Raw genomic sequence first — 15,897 nt, 5'->3', positions numbered from 1 at the left:
GCCCCGATGAACGCCCCGGCCCGGCCGCAGACCATGCCGAGAAGGATGCGCGCCTCCGGCGCCTGTTCGTCCTTGTCTTCGACGGTCGTGAATATCTCTGCGCCCGCCGCGCAATCAGTTGATCCGCTGCTCGCGCTGGGGGTCGAAGAGGTGGACTTTTGCGGGATCGCATTCGATGCGAAGGACATCGCCCGGCCGGGTGGTGATCCGCTCGCGGAACACGCCGATGACACGCTGGCCGGCCAGATTGCCGACGACATAGGTTTCGGCTCCGGTCGGCTCAAGTACCTCGACAATCAGCGGAACACCGCCTTCACTGGCGATGGCCAGGTTTTCAGGGCGGATGCCGTAGATTACCTGCCGGCCATCGGTCGCGGGCGACGGAAGCTGTGAGACGGGAAGCGCGATGTCGCCGATCCACACACTGCCTTCGGCATAACGGCCGGACAGGAGATTCATGCCTGGTGAACCGATGAAGCCTGCCACGAAAAGGTTGGCAGGACGATCGTAGAGAGCGAGAGGCGAACCGACCTGCTCGACGAACCCGTCCCGCATCACGACGATCTTGTCGGCCATTGTCATGGCTTCGATCTGGTCATGCGTCACATAGATCATGGTGCTTCCGAGCCGCTGGTGCAGCGCCTTGATCTCGCCGCGCATGGTGACGCGCAGCTTGGCATCCAGGTTGGACAAGGGCTCATCGAAAAGGAACACCTGCGGACTGCGCACGATCGCCCGCCCCATAGCGACACGCTGCCGTTGGCCACCCGACAATTGCCGCGGATAACGCTCGAGCAGAGGTTCGAGATTGAGAATTTTGGCGGCCTTTTCGACCTGAAGGCGAATCTCTGCCTTGGCATTGCCGCGCATCTGCAAGGAGAAACCCATGTTTTGGGCAACGGTCATATGCGGATAGAGCGCATAGCTCTGGAAGACCATCGCGATATCCCGGTCTTTTGGGGAGATGTCGTTGACGATGGTCGATCCGATATGGACCTGGCCGTCGCTGATTTCCTCCAGCCCGGCGATCATCCGCAGCAGCGTCGACTTTCCGCATCCCGACGGACCGACCAGAACCACGAACTCGCCGTCGTCGATATCGACGTTCACGCCATGAATGACCTGAGTCTGATTGTAGATCTTTCTGACATCCCGAAGATTTACGTTGGCCATGCTTCCATTCCTCGTTGCGCGCGCCGACTGTCCCGTCGAGCGCAGCGGTTGCCTTCCGCGCCAGGCGGATCGCAAGCCGCTGATGGTTATCCTTTGACAGCGCCGCCGAGCACGCCGCGTACGAAATATTTCTGAAGAGAGACGATCAGGACCAGAGGCACGATCACCGAGATGAAGGTTGCCGCCGTCAGCGTGTTGAGGCCGCCCGCATTGGTCTGCGCCAGGCTTGCAACCTGCACCGTCAGCGGCGACAGCGAGCCGGACCCCAGGAAAATCAGCGGGATCAGGAGGTGGTTCCAGGCAATCATGAACTGCAGGATTGCGAGCGACGCGAGAACGGCGCCCGACAGCGGCAGGATGATCTGGAAGAATATCCGCGGCTCGGAAGCGCCGTCGATGCGCGCGGCTTCCACCAGATCGGATGGAATGCTGGCGAAGAAGCCGTAAAGGAGGAAGATCCCGAACGGCACCGTCAGCCCCATCTCAATGATCCACACCGGAATGAAGGTCCCGGTAAGTCCAAGCGCGAGAAAGAATTTCAGCATCGGCACCAGCACGAGCTGGGGCGGAAGCACCTGGAAACCGACCATGGCGAGGAACACGGCGATGCGCCCGCGAAACCGCATCCGGGCGAGCGCAAACGCGCCGATCGCGGAGAAGAGCACGGTGCCGAGAACGGTCGGGACCGTCAGGACGATCGAGTTTACGATACTCCGGCCAACACCGGTCAGGTACATCGCTTCGACGTAGTTCGACAGCACCGGTCGCCACTCTATAAAGGCGTGCCACCATCCGCTCTGCGACGAGTCGCTTTCCGATCGGAAGGTCGTCACGAAAAGCGACAGGACAGGCGTGAACCAGACCAGGCAAAGCAGGAAAACGGCGGCATGGAGCGCTATCCGCTTCAACCGGGTCCCGAGCTTGGACGTGGATTGCATCGGTGCGGACATGGCGGTGCGGCTTTCGATTGCGGACATCGTCACTCTCCTCCCCCCGACTTGATCTGCTTGATATTCATAAAGATCACGGGGGACGCCAGGATCAGGAGCAGGACCGCGATAGCGCTGGCCGTTCCGAGATTCTGCTTCACGAACAGCTCCGTGTACATTCGGTTGGCGATCACGTCTGTGCCGAAGGAGCCGTTGGTCATGACGTAGACGATGTCGAACACCTTGAGGGAAAAGATTGCCTGGGTCGTCAGAACCACGAGGATCGTCGGCCACAGCGAGGGAAGCGTCACGAACCGGAAAATCGCCCACTCCCCCGCCCCGTCTATGCGAGCGGCCTCGACCAGTTCGCGCGGTATGTTCTTGACGCCGGCCGAAAGGATGAGGGTGGCGACCCCAATGCTCATCCACACGGCGACGAAGATCAGCGCGTAGTTGTTGACGTTCCGGTCTATCAGCCAGGCGATCGGCATCTTGCCGGTGACCGCCGTCCAGATGGCGTTGAGCGTCCCGGTCTGGGGCTGCATCGGCGGCTCATAGGTGTACATCATCTTCCAGATGACGGCGCCGGCCACAAAGGACATGGCGGTGGGCAGGATCAGGAAAGTCCTGGCGACGCGCTCATACTTGACCCGGTCCAGCATGATGGCGGCAGAAAGGGCAAGTACCGCTGTCAGGAGAGGAAAGACGACGATCCACAGGACATTGTTGAACAGAACGGGCCGCATGGCGCTCCCGAATGCCCAGACGAAGTTGCTGAATCCGACCCACTTGCTGGCCGTGGCATCGCGAAAACTGAAAACGATCGATGCGGCGAGCGGATAGGCGATGACTAGCCCGACCAGGGCAAGGACGGGCGAGAGCCAGATCCAAGGCCGCAGGCTGCTCTGGCGCTTCTGCGGAAACCTTCTGATCGCCAGTTCGCCCGGCAGGATGATGGTGAGGACGACCGCGGGCAATGCAAGAAGCCCAAGGACAAGTTGAAGGATCTGACTGCTCATGGCGCTTATTCCATCTTGTGCCGGGAGCGACCTCAGGCCGCTCCCGGAAATTGATCGTCCGGCCTATCTCGCGGCGTCGATGGACTTCAGGACGCTGTCGAGGCTCTCAGGCTCGAGCACATATTGCACGATCCCCTTCCAGAATGCCTGGATCACCGGCGGATCAACAACCTGGGTCGGCTGGGCGACGAGCGTGACACCCGGCTTGAGCAGCGTCTCGCGAGCCCGTTTGAGCACCGGGTTGGAATAGTCGCTCGGCTGGACGGCCTGGCTGGCCACGGTCCAGTTACCAGCGGACGCCACGAGCTTCTGCGCCTCGTCCGAGACGAGGTAGGACAGGAATGCCTTGACCTGCGGCGTATCCTTGAATGCCAGGTAAAGCGTTCCGCCGAAGGTCTCATAGGCCGCGTTTTCCGGTTTGCCCGGCACCGGCATGAAGTCCAGGTCTTGGATCGGCTTGACCTTCGGATAAATCAAGGTGGTCAGGCTCCCCGCATACGTCCCCCAGAGGAGAACCGAGCACTGCGGCGGCTCGTAGAAAAGTCCGGTACCGACTTTGACTGCGGGCGTCGACATGGCTGCGACCGGGCCGCCCGGGACCATCTTGGGATCGTGAGCGACTTTGCCGAAAGCCTCGAAGGCGGCCTTCACTTCGGGGGCGGTCCAGGAAACGGAGCCATCAGCAAGACCTTTGAGGGTCTTCTGTCCGGAATTCTTCAGGATGTAGGCCTGGATCCAGTTGCCGGCGAGCGCGCCTGAGGAAGCGCCTCGCTCGTCGGTATAACACCAGGGCGTCTTGCCGGCATTGGCGCGTTTCACGGCCCATGCGTCGAACTGCTCCCAGGTCGGCGAGTCCTTCGGACCGTCATAGGTATGGACGTTGTACCAGACCATGAAGTTGTTGAGTTCGGTCCAGACCCCGTAGATCTTGCCGTTCAAACTCGCCGCATCGACAAGGCCGGCATCGAACTTACCCTTGATGGCTGCTTCGCCGACCATCGCGCCGACATCCTTCAAGGCCCCCTGCTTGGCGTAACGCATGAGGTTGTTGATATTGGTGGAGCCGGCAAGATCCGGCGGATCCCCGGCCTGGACGCGCGTCTGCAGCACCGCCGCGAAATCGGTCGTGCCCGTATAATCGACGGTAATCCCGGTCGCCGCCTGGAAGGGCGCCCAGGCCGCCTTGAGCATATCGAGCTCCCGGCCGCCGTTGACGCCGAGAATGGACACCTTGCCGCCGATCTTCTGCCCGCCGGTCAGCTTCGATGCATAGGCCTGCGCCGCATCGATGAGAGGCTTGGGAAGCTCCACCGCCTGGGCATGGGCCACTCTATCGGAGAACCCCAACGCCATCGCCACAACGAAACCCATGGATAGCACTGTCGGCACGCGCGAAGTCTTCTCAGTTTTTAGCAAAACCATGATGCATTACCTCCTGTTACGTCATTCGCAGATTCCTGCGTTGCGCGCACGACCACTGCCGGCATCTCCCCGAAATGCAGGACGCTTACAGATCAATCGTGAGTACAAATTCCCGGCGCGGTTCCAGCCCGCCGTTTCCGTTTTCGATGACTATGACGCCAAGCTTCCTGGCTTCGGAATATCCAGCGCAGTCACCGTGTTCCCTTATGCGGCCGGTTTTAACCGAAACAATCACCATACATGCCGATCCGGTATCGATATGTCATGGCGGGGTTCCGCCCGGCCTTTATGACACGACACTCCGTTCACCGCGGCTCGAAGTCAAACAACTAACATTGCCCGAGGTATAACCTTTAGTCATACTGCCACCTGCAAACGCGTTTCGCAGCAAGGCCCCCATGAACAAAAACCTGCATCGGCTAGACCTTCGACAGCTCCGGCATTTCATGGCGGTCGTGCATACGGGCAGTTTCAGCATGGCGGCGGAGAACCTGCGGCTAACCCAACCTGCGCTCAGCAAGAGCATCCGCGGCATGGAGCAGTCGCTTGGCGTTCGCCTGCTCGACAGGGGACCGACGGGAATTCAGGTCACACTGTTCGGCCAACGCCTGATCGGTTACAGCGAATTGCTGCTGTCACTCGCCGACGAGGCGGTGGACGAAATCGATGCAATGCGTGGGGCACGCCGCGGTTCTCTGCGTATCGGTGGCATGCCGGCAGCGCTGAAGAAGCTTGTTCCCGATGCCCTCGTGCGTTTTACGGCGGCCCGCCCGGATGTCAGCCTCGTCATCCACGAAGGCCTGAACGAGGTCATGCTGCCTCAGCTCTTCAACGGCAAGCTGGATATCGTCTTCACTGTAAAACCCACAGACATCCTGAACGAGGACTTCGAATGGCGACTGGTTTTGGGCGAACCGGTCGAGATTGTCGCCCACAAATCCCATCCGCTGGCAGGGCGCAGGAAACTGACCCCGGAGGACCTGGTGCCCTACAATTGGGTGCTTCCGCCGCTTCCTGAGCCGGATCGGATCACCCTTGACGGGATTTTCCGGGCGGCAGGCCTGCCCAAACCGCGGGTCGTCATGGAAACAACCTCCGTGACCTTCATGACGTCGATCATCGCAAGGACGCAGAATCTGGCCTACCTGACGCGAGCCAGTATCGAAGGAAGCGGAATGGGGCTGGTCGCCCTCGACTTCAAGGAAGTGTCATTGATGCGCAACATTTTCGCCGTATTCCGGCGCAAGGGCGAATTGCGTCCGACGGTCTCAGCATTGCTGCGAGAGATCGAGCACACCGGCGGGACGACCACAAGTATTCTCCCGGAATAGAACCGGCTGCCTATGAAAATGAGTTATACCTCGGCCAGTCGAAGTTATTTTATTCGACGGGGGCGCTCATGTACCTCTAGACGTGCTCGTCTCATCGGCAACACGCGCTGTTAAAGGCATTTCGCATCATCCGGATACCGTGTCCGGATGCAGGTGCAGGCATGCCTGAAATAGAGGGGCGAGCGGCGCGGAAAACCTGAAGGCGGACATTGTCCATGACCGATCCCCTATTTGCTTCTGGCGGCTACAAATTCGCTCTCAATCCCATCCAGTGGTTCGCGACGGAGGACGGCTGGCTCGATCCGACCAAAGGACCGGCGCCGCGGGACCTGCTGAAGGAAATTGCGCGCTCCGGATTTCGTGCCGTTCATGCGCAAGTCCCGGCCGGTTGGACGGTGGGGGACTACAAGAACGCCCTGCAGGCTGCTGAGCTGAAGCCCGCGCCCGGTTACCTGTCCATGGGGCTGCCGGAACATGGCATCGAGATAGAGGCGACGCTTGAAACGGCCCGTGAGAGTGCCGCGCAACAGGCCGAGCTGGGCCTGACCGACATGTTTATCGCCACCCGGATGACCAGGGATGCGCCACGCGTCCGGCGCCCGGGCATCGGCGCGGAGTTCGACGAGGCGCGGTTTGCGATGATTTTCGATCTCGTCGATCGCGCTTCCGCCGTCCTGAAGCAAGAAGGCATCAGGGCAGCGCTTCATCCGCACATCGGCACCTGGATCGAAACGGAAGCCGAAACCCGCCGCCTGCTCGACAATATCAGCGCGAACCAGCTCGGCTTCGGCCCGGACACTGGGCACCTCTCGTGGGCCGGCGCGGACGTGATCGGCCTCATAGCGGATTATCGCGACCGGACCCGCGTCATGCATGTCAAGGATTGCCGTCTGAAGGTACGAGATGCGTCAAAGGCTGCCGGCAAAACTTATCAGGAGACCGTCACTTCTGGTCTCTGGGCGGAGCCCGGTATTGGCGAACTCGATCTTGCCGGCATGCTCGCGGCGCTTGGCGGCGATTTCGACGGCTGGCTGATCGCCGAAGTTGATTTCCCGACACTGCCGCCATTCGAATGCGCAAAGGTCAGCGCCGAATGGTTCTCGGAGTTGCGCCGTCCCTCTCATTGAGCGGCGCGACCCATAGCGGACGCCTGTGTTGAGATCACCCAGGTTTCTTGCGACCGCTCCTTCCAGAACAGCCCTTTGCCGCACGCAGGATATCTAACAACAATGTCTCAAACCATTTATGATGCACTGGTCGTCGGATCCGGCGCGGCCGGGTCCTTCGCGGTAAAGGAACTGACGGCCCAGGACCTCTCCGTCCTTCTTCTCGAGGCAGGACCGGCGATCGGCTCGAAGGATTTCGATCCCTCCCGCAAGAAGCCGGTGCAGAAGGACATCAATATCTGGGAGCGGGCACGCGCCGCGGCTAACGGACAGGCCGTCCAGGCGCGGGCCGTCTTCTTCAAGGAGTGGATGAGCCACTTCTTCGTCAACGATCGCAAGAACCCCTATACCACGCCGGCTGACGCACCATTCCTGTGGATCAGGGGACGCCAGGCTGGCGGCAGGCTGCACACATTCGGCCGGGTTCTCATGCGGTGGAGCGACGATGACTTCAAGCATCGCACCCGGACCGGAGAGGGAGCGGACTGGCCCATTTCCTATTCGGAACTGGATCCTTTCTACGCGGAGGTCGAATCCTATCTCGGCCTCTACGGCCAGCAAGACAATGTTCCTACGCTGCCCGACGGGGTATATGCGAAGCGTTCAAACTTGACGCCGGCGGAAGAGGTGTTCAAATCATCCGTTGAAGGGCGTTGGCCCGAGCGGCATGTTGTCTCCTGGCGCTATATCGCCCCGGAAGCAGAGCGCGTTCCCCGTGCCCTTCGGGATGCGCAGGCAAGCGGCCTGCTGACCATTCGCTACAACGCAGTCGTGCGCCGCATTACGACCGACGACAAGACCGGCCTCGCGACCGGCGCAGAACTCACCGACAGCGCCACCGGGATTACGGAGACGGTGCGTGCCGCCCATGTGGTCGTCTGCGCTTCGCCAATCGAAACCATCAGGCTACTCCTGAATTCACGGGCGCCACGCCACCCTGATGGGCTCGGCAACAGTTCGGGAACACTGGGCCGATATTTCATGGACCAGTTGCCCTGTCTTGCAATCGGGGAGTTCCCTCCGGTTCCGGGATGGACGAAGGACCATTCCGCGCCGCCGGATCCCTTTTATGCAGGATCGGGAGGGATATTCATCCCCCGCTTCGAAGGTTTTGCGAGCGACCATAGCCGAAATAACTTCGCCTTCCAGGGAACCGTTGGCAGAGGGCCTGTCGCAGGCGACACCCCAGGCCGCATGGCGTTCTTCGGATACGGAGAGATGCTGCCGCATGCCGACAACCGGGTGACACTCGACCCACGCAAAGTGGATGGGCTGAATATCCCGGTGCCGCATATTCGCTGCGTCATGAATGACGGAGAACGCGAGCTCCTCGGCCGTCAGGAACAGACATTGATCGAGATGGTTAAGCAGGCGGGTGGAGAGTTGGAATTTATCGGCTCCCCGCTCGGCCTAAGGGAAATGGGTAAGGGCGCGTATCCCGGCTCCGACCCACTCAGCCGCTTCCTTTTCCGCAGAATGTTCCACAGGAGCATGCCTATGGGCGCCGCTATTCACGAAAGCGGCGGTGTGCGGATGGGGGCATCACGCGAAACATCGGTGCTGGATCGGTGGAACCGCAGCTGGGACGTTCCCAATCTGCTCGTCACCGACGCAAGCGCCTTCGCGACAAGTGGTGTTTCAGGGACAACTCTGACCGTGATGGCCTTGACAGTTCGTGCGTGTAGGCAACTGGCATCCGGCCATCGCGTATCATCATGAGCTGTCGGAGGCGATGACAGGTTGTCGATACCGGACCAAAAAGCAAACCCGGGATTTCTGCCGTCAGCCTCGTAAAGCTTTGGCACGGCCGAGCCGCCGCGCGTGGCCAGGCCCTGCGCAAGCGCCAATCTGAAGACCCTCAGGAGGGTGTAGCACCCACCGGGCGTCTGGAGGCGACATAACCTTTGCTGCCATCCATCAAAACGCGGGTATAAGGATGCGCGACGGTTCCGGCGACCAGTTGCGCCTTGGTGGCAATCTCGACGAAGCCGCCGTTCTGCATGATGGCGACGCGGTCGCAGAGATGTGCGACGACCGCCAGGTCATGGCTGACGAGGATGTAGGTCAGCGTCTCCCGATCGCGCAGATCCTTGAGCAAGTTGAGGATTTCCGCCTGGATGGAAACGTCCAAAGCCGAGGTCGGCTCGTCGAGCAGCAGGATCCGCGGTTCCAGGATGAGGGCCCGGGCAATCGCCACGCGCTGCCGCTGTCCGCCGGAAAGCTGGTGCGGGAAGCGATAGCGGAAATTGAGGGGCAGCCCGACGTCCTTGAGCGCCTTTTCGACGCGTTCCTGCCAGTTGTCCTTGCCGTGGATTTCGAGAGGCTCCAGCAATGTCCGCCCGATCGTGTGGCGGGGATGGATGGAGCCGAACGGGTCCTGGAACACCATCTGCTGCTTGGCGAGCTGCGATATGGAGCGCTTCTGGCCGATCGTCTCGCCGTCGATCCGGATGGATCCGGTCCATTGCCTGTTGCGGCCGGCGAGCGCTCCGAGCACCGTGGATTTGCCGCAGCCGCTTTCGCCGACCAGTCCGAATGTCTCGCCCTTCGCAACCTCGAAGGACACATCGTTGACGACACGGATGAGGGTGTCGCCCTGGCCATAGGAAACAGCAAGATGATCGACCTTGATCATGGTCATGGTTCAGTTCTCCAACCAGGCCGGATCGCGGCGCAGGACCTCGAGCCGCTCGCGCGGATGGTCGAGGCTCGGCAGCGCGTTCAACAGGCCGCGGGTATAGGGATGCTGCGCGTCGTCCAGATCGGCCGCCGCGATCGTTTCCACGACGCGGCCCGCATACATGATGATGACGCGGTCGCAGAAGCTGCGCACCAGGTTGAGATCGTGAGAGATGAAGATCAGCCCGAGGTTCCGCTCCGTCACAAGGTCGTCGAGGATCGACAGGACCTGCTGGCGCACGGTCACGTCCAGCGCCGAGGTCGGCTCGTCGGCGATGATCAACGACGGCGAGGCGATCAGCATCATGGAAATCATGATGCGCTGTCCCATGCCGCCGGAAACCTCGTGCGGGTAAAGGTCGAAAACGCGCTGCGGATCGCGGATGTTGACACGCTCCAGCATGGCGAGCGTCCGCTGCCGCGCTTCCTTCCGCGAGACACGCTCATGCAGGATGACGGTCTCCGAGATCTGCTCACCGACAGTCATGACCGGATTGAGTGAATATTTCGGGTCCTGCAGGATCATCGAGATCCGACGGCCGCGTACCGAAAGCATCTGTGCTTCGGGTGCGGTCAACAGGTTGATGTCTTCGAACTGCAGCCTGTCGGCCTTGACGACCGCCTGTGGCGGCTGCAGCCGCATGATCGCGCGCCCGACCGTGCTCTTGCCCGAGCCGGACTCGCCGATGATGCCAACCTTTTCGCGGCCGACACTGAAGGAAACGTTGCGCACGGCGGTGACGACGCCGGACAGCGTCGGGAATTCCACCGACATGTTCTGAACGGTCAGGATGTTTTCCGGCGGTTTAAGCATTGCGGGGATCCAGTATGTCGCGCAGGCCATCGCCGAAGAGATTGAATGCCAGGCTGACGACCAGGATTGCAAGGCCCGGGATCGTCGTCAGCCACCACGCATCGAGAAGATACTTGCGCCCGGCGGCTGCCATGGCACCCCATTCGGCCATCGGCGGCTGGGCGCCAAGGCCGAGAAAGCCGAGGCCGGCGGCGGTGAGGATGATGCTCGACATGTTGAGGGTCAGGCGGACGATGATCGACGGCGCGCAAAGCGGCACGATATGGCGAAGCAGGATGCGGCCCATGCGTGCGCCTTGCAGCTCCGCGGCAACGACGAAGTCGGCATGGCGGAACGTCAGCGTTTCCGCCCGGGCCAGACGGGCGATCGGCGGCCAGATCGTCAGCGCGATGGCGATCACCGCATTTTCGATGCCGGGCCCAAGCGCTGCCGAGAACGCCAGCGCCAGGACGAGGCTGGGGAAGGAAAGAAAGATATCCGTGATGCGCATCAGCACCACATCGATCCAGCCGCCGAGATAACCAGCGCTGGCTCCGATCACGAAGCCGATCGGCGCGACGATGACAGTCACCAGGATGCTGATATAGAGCGTGGTGCGCGCGCCATAGACAACGCGGGTATAGACGTCGCGGCCGAACTCGTCGGTGCCGAACCAGTGGCTCGCCGAGGGCGCCTTCAGCGCCATCGTCAGGTCCTGGCTGTAGGGATCGTAGACCGTCAGCGCAGGTGCCAGTGCGGCAATGATGACGAGGATTATGACCACGGCGAAGCCGGCAAATGCCAGCGGGTTCGCGAGCAGGCTGAGCCATGCCACATAGGCCTTGTGCAGTCTGGCCTGTTTCGTGGAGGTGAAATCCTCGTTGATGAGCCAGTTATGGAGGTCGGTGAAGTAACCGGATTTGGTCATGGGGGTACCGGGGTCCTGGATCATCGGGTTCGGGGATCGATGAAGCGATAGACGATATCGGACAGGAGGTTGATCGCGATCGAGATGATGCCGATCAGGAGCACGCTGCCGAGAACCGCGTTCATGTCCGCGAAGAACAAGGCGGAGGTGAGATACTGGCCGAGGCCCGGCCAGGCGAAGACCGTCTCGATAAGGACGGTGCCGTCGAGCAGCCCGCAATAGGCGAGCGCTACGACCGTGAGCAGCTGGACCCTGATGTTGCGGAAAGCGTGGCGCCAGATGATCGGCCGCTTGCCGAGGCCTTTGGCGCGTGCCGTCAGGATATATTCCTGCCTGAGCTGTTCGAGCATGAAGCTGCGGCTCATGCGGCTGAGATAGGCCATCGCCGCATAACCGAGGATGAGCGCGGGCGCGATGACGTGGTGGAGCGCGCTCCAGAACACCTCCCATTCCCCGGCGAGAATCGCATCGACGATCAGCGAATTGGTCGGCCCTTCGACCAGCCCCTCGTTATAGATGTCGATGCGGCCGCCGGCGGGAATGACGCCGAGATTGGCATAGAATATCAGGATCACCGTCGTGCCGATCCAGAAGATCGGCGTGGAATGCCCGAGCAGGCCGACGATGCGGGCGACATGATCGACCCAGGTGCCCTTGCGCACGGCGGACAGGATGCCGAGGGGAACGCCGAACCCTGCGCCGATGATCGTCGCGAGCGTGGCGAGCTCCAGGGTCGCCGGGAATACCCGGGCGAGATCGCTCGCCACCTGGTTCTTGGTGACGTGCGACTGGCCGAAGTCCAGTCGCACGATATCGGCAAGATAAGACCCAAACTGCACATAGATGGGCCTGTCCAACCCCATCTCCTTGTAGACGCGATCATAGGCCGCCTGATCCGCCTGGTCGCCGACTACGGCAATGACCGGGTCCGCCGGGATCATCCGGCCGACGACGAAGGTGATGATCAGGAGGCCAAGCAGCGTCGTCGCGATCACCGCGAGCGAGGTGGCCAGTTTACGCCCGGCGGACAGCAGCTTTCTGCTGCCCGCGCGTCGCGTTTCGGTGGTCTGTGAAATGCTCACTTGTGCAGTTCCTCGAAGAGGCGATCAATTGCCCTTGTTGACCGTGTCCCAGCGGGTCAGCCAGGTGGAATGGCCGATATAGCCCTTCACCTCGTTGCGTACCGCCTTGGCGTCGGTGCGCTGGAACGACGTGACCAAGGCCGGCGACGAAGCGAGATAGGCCTCGTTGATCTTGGTGTAGAGGTCGGCGCGCTTCGACTGGTCGGTCTCGTGCGCGGCGGCGGTGACCATCTGCTGGATTTCCTTGGGAACATCCCAGGCAGTCCGCCAGGCGTTCAGGCCGACAAGCTTGGCCTCGTCGGAATTGTTGGCGTTGGTCGCATAGGATTGGAGAACCGCATGCGGGTCGGGCAGGCGATCGCCGGAGCGTGCCGAAAAGACCTCGAACTGGCGGTTGCGGAACTTGCCGATATGGTCGCCGCCCTGCAGGTCGAGCTTGATGCCGGCCTTGGCGGCATTGGCCTGAAGCGACTGGGCGACTTCGTATTCGGGCGTCACCGGCGTCGCGTAATAGACCTTGGAAAAGCCGTTCGGATAGCCCGCTTCGGCAAGAAGCTGCTTGGCCTTTTCGATATCAAGCTTGTACGGATTCTTATCGACCGCACCCGGCAGACCGCCCGGCACGATCGTCTGCTGCTTGATGCCGTAATATTTCATGACGGTGCCGGCGAGGCCGTCATAGTCGATCAGATAGCGGAATGCCTCGCGCACCTTCGGCTTCGAAAGAATTTCGTCCTTCTGGTTCAGGGCCAGATAGTAGAAGCCGAAGCCGGGGGTCTTCTGGATCGTCACCTTGCCGCCGGTTTCAAGCGCGCCGAGGTCGGTGGACGAAAGCCGCGTTGCCACGTCGGCATCGCCGGCATCGATCTGCAGACGCTGGGCGGACGATTCAGGGATATGACGCAGCAGCACGCGGCGCATCTTGGGTTCGCCCTGCCAGTAGTCCTTGAAAGCTTCGGCGATGATCAACTCGTTGACGCGCCACGTCCGCAGCGTATAGGGGCCGGAGCCCGCGTCGGCGGTCTGCAGGAATTCCCTGCCCATATCGCCGCCCTTGTCCTTGTCGGCAAGGAACTTGCTGTCCAGGATCGAGGTGGAGAAGCTGGCGAGCGAATAGAGGATGAGGTTCGAATTCCAGACCTCCGGGGTTTCGACAACGACGGTCGAACCGTCCGTTGCACGAATGAGCTTCTCGACGTTATCGGCCGTAAAGCCCCATTGACGAAGGTCCGTCGATGGCGCGAGGCCGAGCTTCACCAGCCGGCGCAGCGACCATTCGACATCCTTTGCCGTCAGCGGGTTGCCGGAGTGGAATTTGACGCCCGAGCGAACCTTGAAGGTGAAGGTCTTGCCATCCGGCGAAATCGTCCAGCTCTCGGCGAGGCCCGGCTGCGGCTTCGAAATGTTGTCGGCCGGCAGGACGATCAGCCGCTCGTAAAGATTGGCGACAATCTCCGCGGCCTCCAGCTGATTGATCTCGTTGGGGTCAAGTCCGCGCAGGGACGAGGTGTCCATGGCAACGACCAGTTGATCCTTCGGCGTCGCTGCCGAAGCGAGGCTTGGCGCAACCCATGACAGGGCGGCAATGCTGGAAAGCAGAATGACGTGGCGTCTGAGCATAGAAAATCCTCCTCCGGGCTCCTCAAATCGCATCGACGACAGATTTTCGTATCGACATAGATCTGAAGTCTGGTATATCAGATCCCACACTCTCACAGCCCCGTCAACGGATTTCGCGAAAAATGATTCCTGAGCCAACCGGAAGCCCACGGTCCGAAGCGTTTGCGAAGATCGATCCGAAATTTCAGATGACGGTGCGGGATCACGTCCATCGCACCCTGCGCGCTGCCATTCTCGCCGGCCGATTCGCGACGGGGGAAAAGGTCAACGAGCGCAGCCTCGCCGAGCAGTTCGGCGTCAGCACGACGCCGGTCAAGGAGGCCCTTCGCCAGCTCGAGACGGAAGGTTTGGTCGAGGCGTTGCCCCGGCGCGGCGTCATCATCCGGTTCGACATGAGCTGGGCCGAGGAGATGATTCTCGCCCGCGCGGCGCTCGAATCGATGATCGCGCATCTGGCCGCGAAGCGCATCGGCAAGCCGGCCGGCGCCGAGCTGACGGCAATCGCCGACCTGATGGCCAAGGCGACGACCTCCGCGGATGCGGACAGCCTTATTTCCCTCAACGAGCAATTCCACGAGCACATTCACCGCAGTTCCCGCTGCGGCTATCTGGCGAAATTGATCGAGCGGCAGCAATTCTACGACGCCAGCATCCGCCGCGTCATCCACATGGATCTCGCGGAGCGCCAGAAGGCGCTCGAAGAGCACACCGCCATCGCCAGGGCCATCGTTACGGGTGATGCGGATCTCGCCGAGCGGCAGATGCGCAATCATGTCGTGCGCTCCGGCGAAACCTATCTGAACATCGTTTTCGGCAACAAAAAGGATATTGGGCGTGAATGACAGGCTGCAGACTGTAAGAAAGGCGCTGACCGGCATTTCCGGTGTTCCGGTGACGCCTTACCGGCAAGACGGGACTGTCGACGTCGAAAAGCTCGACGCGCTGATCAGGCGTCTGGCAGCCGCCAAGGTGCACAACCTGATGGCGGCCGGAAATACGGGCGAGTTCTTCACGCTGACCATGGACGAAGTCCGCACGGTACATGCCGCTACCATCAAGGCCGCCGACGGCAAGTCGCTGGTAAGCGCTGCCGTCGGTCGTTCGCTGACCGAGGCCAAGGCGCTTGCCAAGGCTGCGATTGCCGAGGGTGCGGATGCGATCATGGGGCACCATCCCATGGACCCGTTTGCCGGGCCGTCCTATCAGGCCGCCTATTTCCTGGAACTGGCCGATTTCTGCAGCGTACCGGTCATCGCATATGTGCGCAGCGACGGCCTTTCGGTCGAGGATTTCCGCAAACTCGCCCTGCATCCGAACATTGCCGGCATCAAGTTCGCCTCGTCGAACCTGATGCTGCTTGCCGAAATCATCCGTGCCACCCATGACGCTCCGGCGATCTGGGTCTGCGGTCTGGCGGAAGGCTGGGCGCCGGCGTTCTACGCCATGGGCGCCAAGGGTTTCACGTCGGGCCTGGTCAACGTCTTCCCCGAACGCTCGCACGCGATCCATCGGGCGCTGGAGGCCGGCAATTATGCGACGGCGCGTGAACTGATCGACGCCATTGCCGGCTTCGAGACGCTGCGCACCAAATACAACAACGGCGCCAACGTGACGGTCGTGAAGGAAGCTCTCGGCATGCTTGGCACCGAAGTCGGACCGGTTCGCGTTCCGGGCGTCGTCGCTCTCAACGAGGACGAGCGGCGGATCCTGCGCGGCATTGTCGATCGCGTCAAAACCGAAACGCCCGCCGCCTGA

Annotated in this window: 14 protein-coding genes; 5 read left to right on the top strand and 9 right to left on the bottom strand. The window is 61.4% G+C overall.

Features of this window, described 5'->3' with window-relative positions; all coding sequences use genetic code 11:
• Positions 1 to 114: 114 nt before the first annotated feature.
• The 4 genes from ACSQ8R_RS26320 to ACSQ8R_RS26305 all read right to left on the bottom strand — a co-directional run bounded on the left by ACSQ8R_RS26320 (position 115) and on the right by ACSQ8R_RS26305 (position 4,543).
• On the bottom strand, positions 115 to 1,173 hold the full coding sequence (locus ACSQ8R_RS26320; protein WP_436256284.1) for an ABC transporter ATP-binding protein: 1,059 nt from the start codon (positions 1,171 to 1,173) through the stop codon (positions 115 to 117).
• An 86-nt stretch (positions 1,174 to 1,259) separates the two neighbouring features.
• Entirely contained in the window at positions 1,260 to 2,150 is an 891-nt protein-coding gene (locus ACSQ8R_RS26315; RefSeq protein WP_436256283.1) for a carbohydrate ABC transporter permease, read from the bottom strand.
• A gap of 2 nt (positions 2,151 to 2,152) precedes the next feature.
• Complete coding sequence (locus ACSQ8R_RS26310; RefSeq protein ID WP_436256282.1) at positions 2,153 to 3,121, bottom strand: carbohydrate ABC transporter permease; 969 nt, start codon at positions 3,119 to 3,121, stop codon at positions 2,153 to 2,155.
• Positions 3,122 to 3,184: 63 nt separating this feature from the next.
• Positions 3,185 to 4,543 (bottom strand): ABC transporter substrate-binding protein, encoded by a 1,359-nt coding sequence (locus ACSQ8R_RS26305; protein ID WP_436256281.1) that lies wholly within the window; start codon positions 4,541 to 4,543, stop codon positions 3,185 to 3,187.
• Between the two features lie 398 nt (positions 4,544 to 4,941).
• On the opposite strand from ACSQ8R_RS26305, the gene ACSQ8R_RS26300 reads away from it, so the two are divergent.
• The 3 genes from ACSQ8R_RS26300 (at position 4,942) to ACSQ8R_RS26290 (ending at position 8,759) form a co-directional block, all read left to right on the top strand.
• Entirely contained in the window at positions 4,942 to 5,874 is a 933-nt protein-coding gene (locus tag ACSQ8R_RS26300) for a LysR family transcriptional regulator (protein ID WP_436256280.1), read from the top strand.
• A gap of 215 nt (positions 5,875 to 6,089) precedes the next feature.
• Entirely contained in the window at positions 6,090 to 7,001 is a 912-nt protein-coding gene (locus ACSQ8R_RS26295; RefSeq protein WP_436256279.1) for a sugar phosphate isomerase/epimerase family protein, read from the top strand.
• Positions 7,002 to 7,103: 102 nt separating this feature from the next.
• A complete protein-coding gene (locus ACSQ8R_RS26290) occupies positions 7,104 to 8,759 on the top strand; it encodes a GMC oxidoreductase (protein ID WP_436257287.1) in 1,656 nt (551 codons plus the stop codon).
• Positions 8,760 to 8,898: 139 nt separating this feature from the next.
• Here the strand turns inward: ACSQ8R_RS26290 and ACSQ8R_RS26285 are convergent, their stop codons facing one another.
• Genes ACSQ8R_RS26285 through ACSQ8R_RS26265 form a run of 5 tightly spaced genes read right to left on the bottom strand, consistent with a single transcriptional unit; the run spans position 8,899 to position 14,142 of the window.
• A complete protein-coding gene (locus ACSQ8R_RS26285; protein WP_436257286.1) occupies positions 8,899 to 9,675 on the bottom strand; it encodes an ABC transporter ATP-binding protein in 777 nt (258 codons plus the stop codon).
• Positions 9,676 to 9,684: 9 nt separating this feature from the next.
• A complete protein-coding gene (locus ACSQ8R_RS26280; RefSeq protein ID WP_436256278.1) occupies positions 9,685 to 10,533 on the bottom strand; it encodes an ABC transporter ATP-binding protein in 849 nt (282 codons plus the stop codon).
• Positions 10,526 to 11,440 carry an ABC transporter permease gene (locus tag ACSQ8R_RS26275; protein WP_436256277.1) on the bottom strand — a complete coding sequence of 305 codons (915 nt, stop codon included), beginning with the start codon at positions 11,438 to 11,440 and terminating at the stop codon, positions 10,526 to 10,528. Before ACSQ8R_RS26275 ends, ACSQ8R_RS26280 begins: the two co-directional genes overlap by 8 nt.
• Before the next feature lie 20 nt (positions 11,441 to 11,460).
• Positions 11,461 to 12,522 (bottom strand): ABC transporter permease, encoded by a 1,062-nt coding sequence (locus ACSQ8R_RS26270; RefSeq protein ID WP_436256276.1) that lies wholly within the window; start codon positions 12,520 to 12,522, stop codon positions 11,461 to 11,463.
• 24 nt (positions 12,523 to 12,546) lie between these two features.
• Positions 12,547 to 14,142, bottom strand: coding sequence for an ABC transporter substrate-binding protein (locus ACSQ8R_RS26265; protein WP_436256275.1), 1,596 nt, complete (start codon positions 14,140 to 14,142; stop codon positions 12,547 to 12,549).
• A gap of 122 nt (positions 14,143 to 14,264) precedes the next feature.
• Here ACSQ8R_RS26265 and ACSQ8R_RS26260 point away from each other — a divergent pair, with 122 nt between their 5' ends.
• Both ACSQ8R_RS26260 and ACSQ8R_RS26255 read left to right on the top strand, forming a co-directional pair.
• Positions 14,265 to 14,984, top strand: coding sequence for a GntR family transcriptional regulator (locus ACSQ8R_RS26260; RefSeq protein WP_436256274.1), 720 nt, complete (start codon positions 14,265 to 14,267; stop codon positions 14,982 to 14,984).
• Positions 14,977 to 15,897 carry a dihydrodipicolinate synthase family protein gene (locus ACSQ8R_RS26255; protein WP_436256273.1) on the top strand — a complete coding sequence of 307 codons (921 nt, stop codon included), beginning with the start codon at positions 14,977 to 14,979 and terminating at the stop codon, positions 15,895 to 15,897. Before ACSQ8R_RS26260 ends, ACSQ8R_RS26255 begins: the two co-directional genes overlap by 8 nt.

It is taken from the genome of Neorhizobium sp. LjRoot104 (genome assembly GCF_964253725.1).
In the GTDB taxonomy this organism is placed as follows: Bacteria; Pseudomonadota; Alphaproteobacteria; order Rhizobiales; family Rhizobiaceae; genus Neorhizobium.
This window is presented reverse-complemented; position numbering and strand designations above follow the sequence as displayed.

What these genes read in the sequence shown, in the direction of transcription:
- ACSQ8R_RS26320 (WP_436256284.1), bottom strand. Translation starts at nt 1,173, where the DNA reads ATGGCCAACGTAAATCTTCGGGATGTCAGAAAGATCTACAATCAGACT.
- ACSQ8R_RS26315 (WP_436256283.1), bottom strand. Translation starts at nt 2,150, where the DNA reads ATGTCCGCAATCGAAAGCCGCACCGCCATGTCCGCACCGATGCAATCC.
- ACSQ8R_RS26310 (WP_436256282.1), bottom strand. Translation starts at nt 3,121, where the DNA reads ATGAGCAGTCAGATCCTTCAACTTGTCCTTGGGCTTCTTGCATTGCCC.
- ACSQ8R_RS26305 (WP_436256281.1), bottom strand. Translation starts at nt 4,543, where the DNA reads ATGGTTTTGCTAAAAACTGAGAAGACTTCGCGCGTGCCGACAGTGCTA.
- ACSQ8R_RS26300 (WP_436256280.1), top strand. Translation starts at nt 4,942, where the DNA reads ATGAACAAAAACCTGCATCGGCTAGACCTTCGACAGCTCCGGCATTTC.
- ACSQ8R_RS26295 (WP_436256279.1), top strand. Translation starts at nt 6,090, where the DNA reads ATGACCGATCCCCTATTTGCTTCTGGCGGCTACAAATTCGCTCTCAAT.
- ACSQ8R_RS26290 (WP_436257287.1), top strand. Translation starts at nt 7,104, where the DNA reads ATGTCTCAAACCATTTATGATGCACTGGTCGTCGGATCCGGCGCGGCC.
- ACSQ8R_RS26285 (WP_436257286.1), bottom strand. Translation starts at nt 9,675, where the DNA reads ATGATCAAGGTCGATCATCTTGCTGTTTCCTATGGCCAGGGCGACACC.
- ACSQ8R_RS26280 (WP_436256278.1), bottom strand. Translation starts at nt 10,533, where the DNA reads ATGCTTAAACCGCCGGAAAACATCCTGACCGTTCAGAACATGTCGGTG.
- ACSQ8R_RS26275 (WP_436256277.1), bottom strand. Translation starts at nt 11,440, where the DNA reads ATGACCAAATCCGGTTACTTCACCGACCTCCATAACTGGCTCATCAAC.
- ACSQ8R_RS26265 (WP_436256275.1), bottom strand. Translation starts at nt 14,142, where the DNA reads ATGCTCAGACGCCACGTCATTCTGCTTTCCAGCATTGCCGCCCTGTCA.
- ACSQ8R_RS26260 (WP_436256274.1), top strand. Translation starts at nt 14,265, where the DNA reads ATGATTCCTGAGCCAACCGGAAGCCCACGGTCCGAAGCGTTTGCGAAG.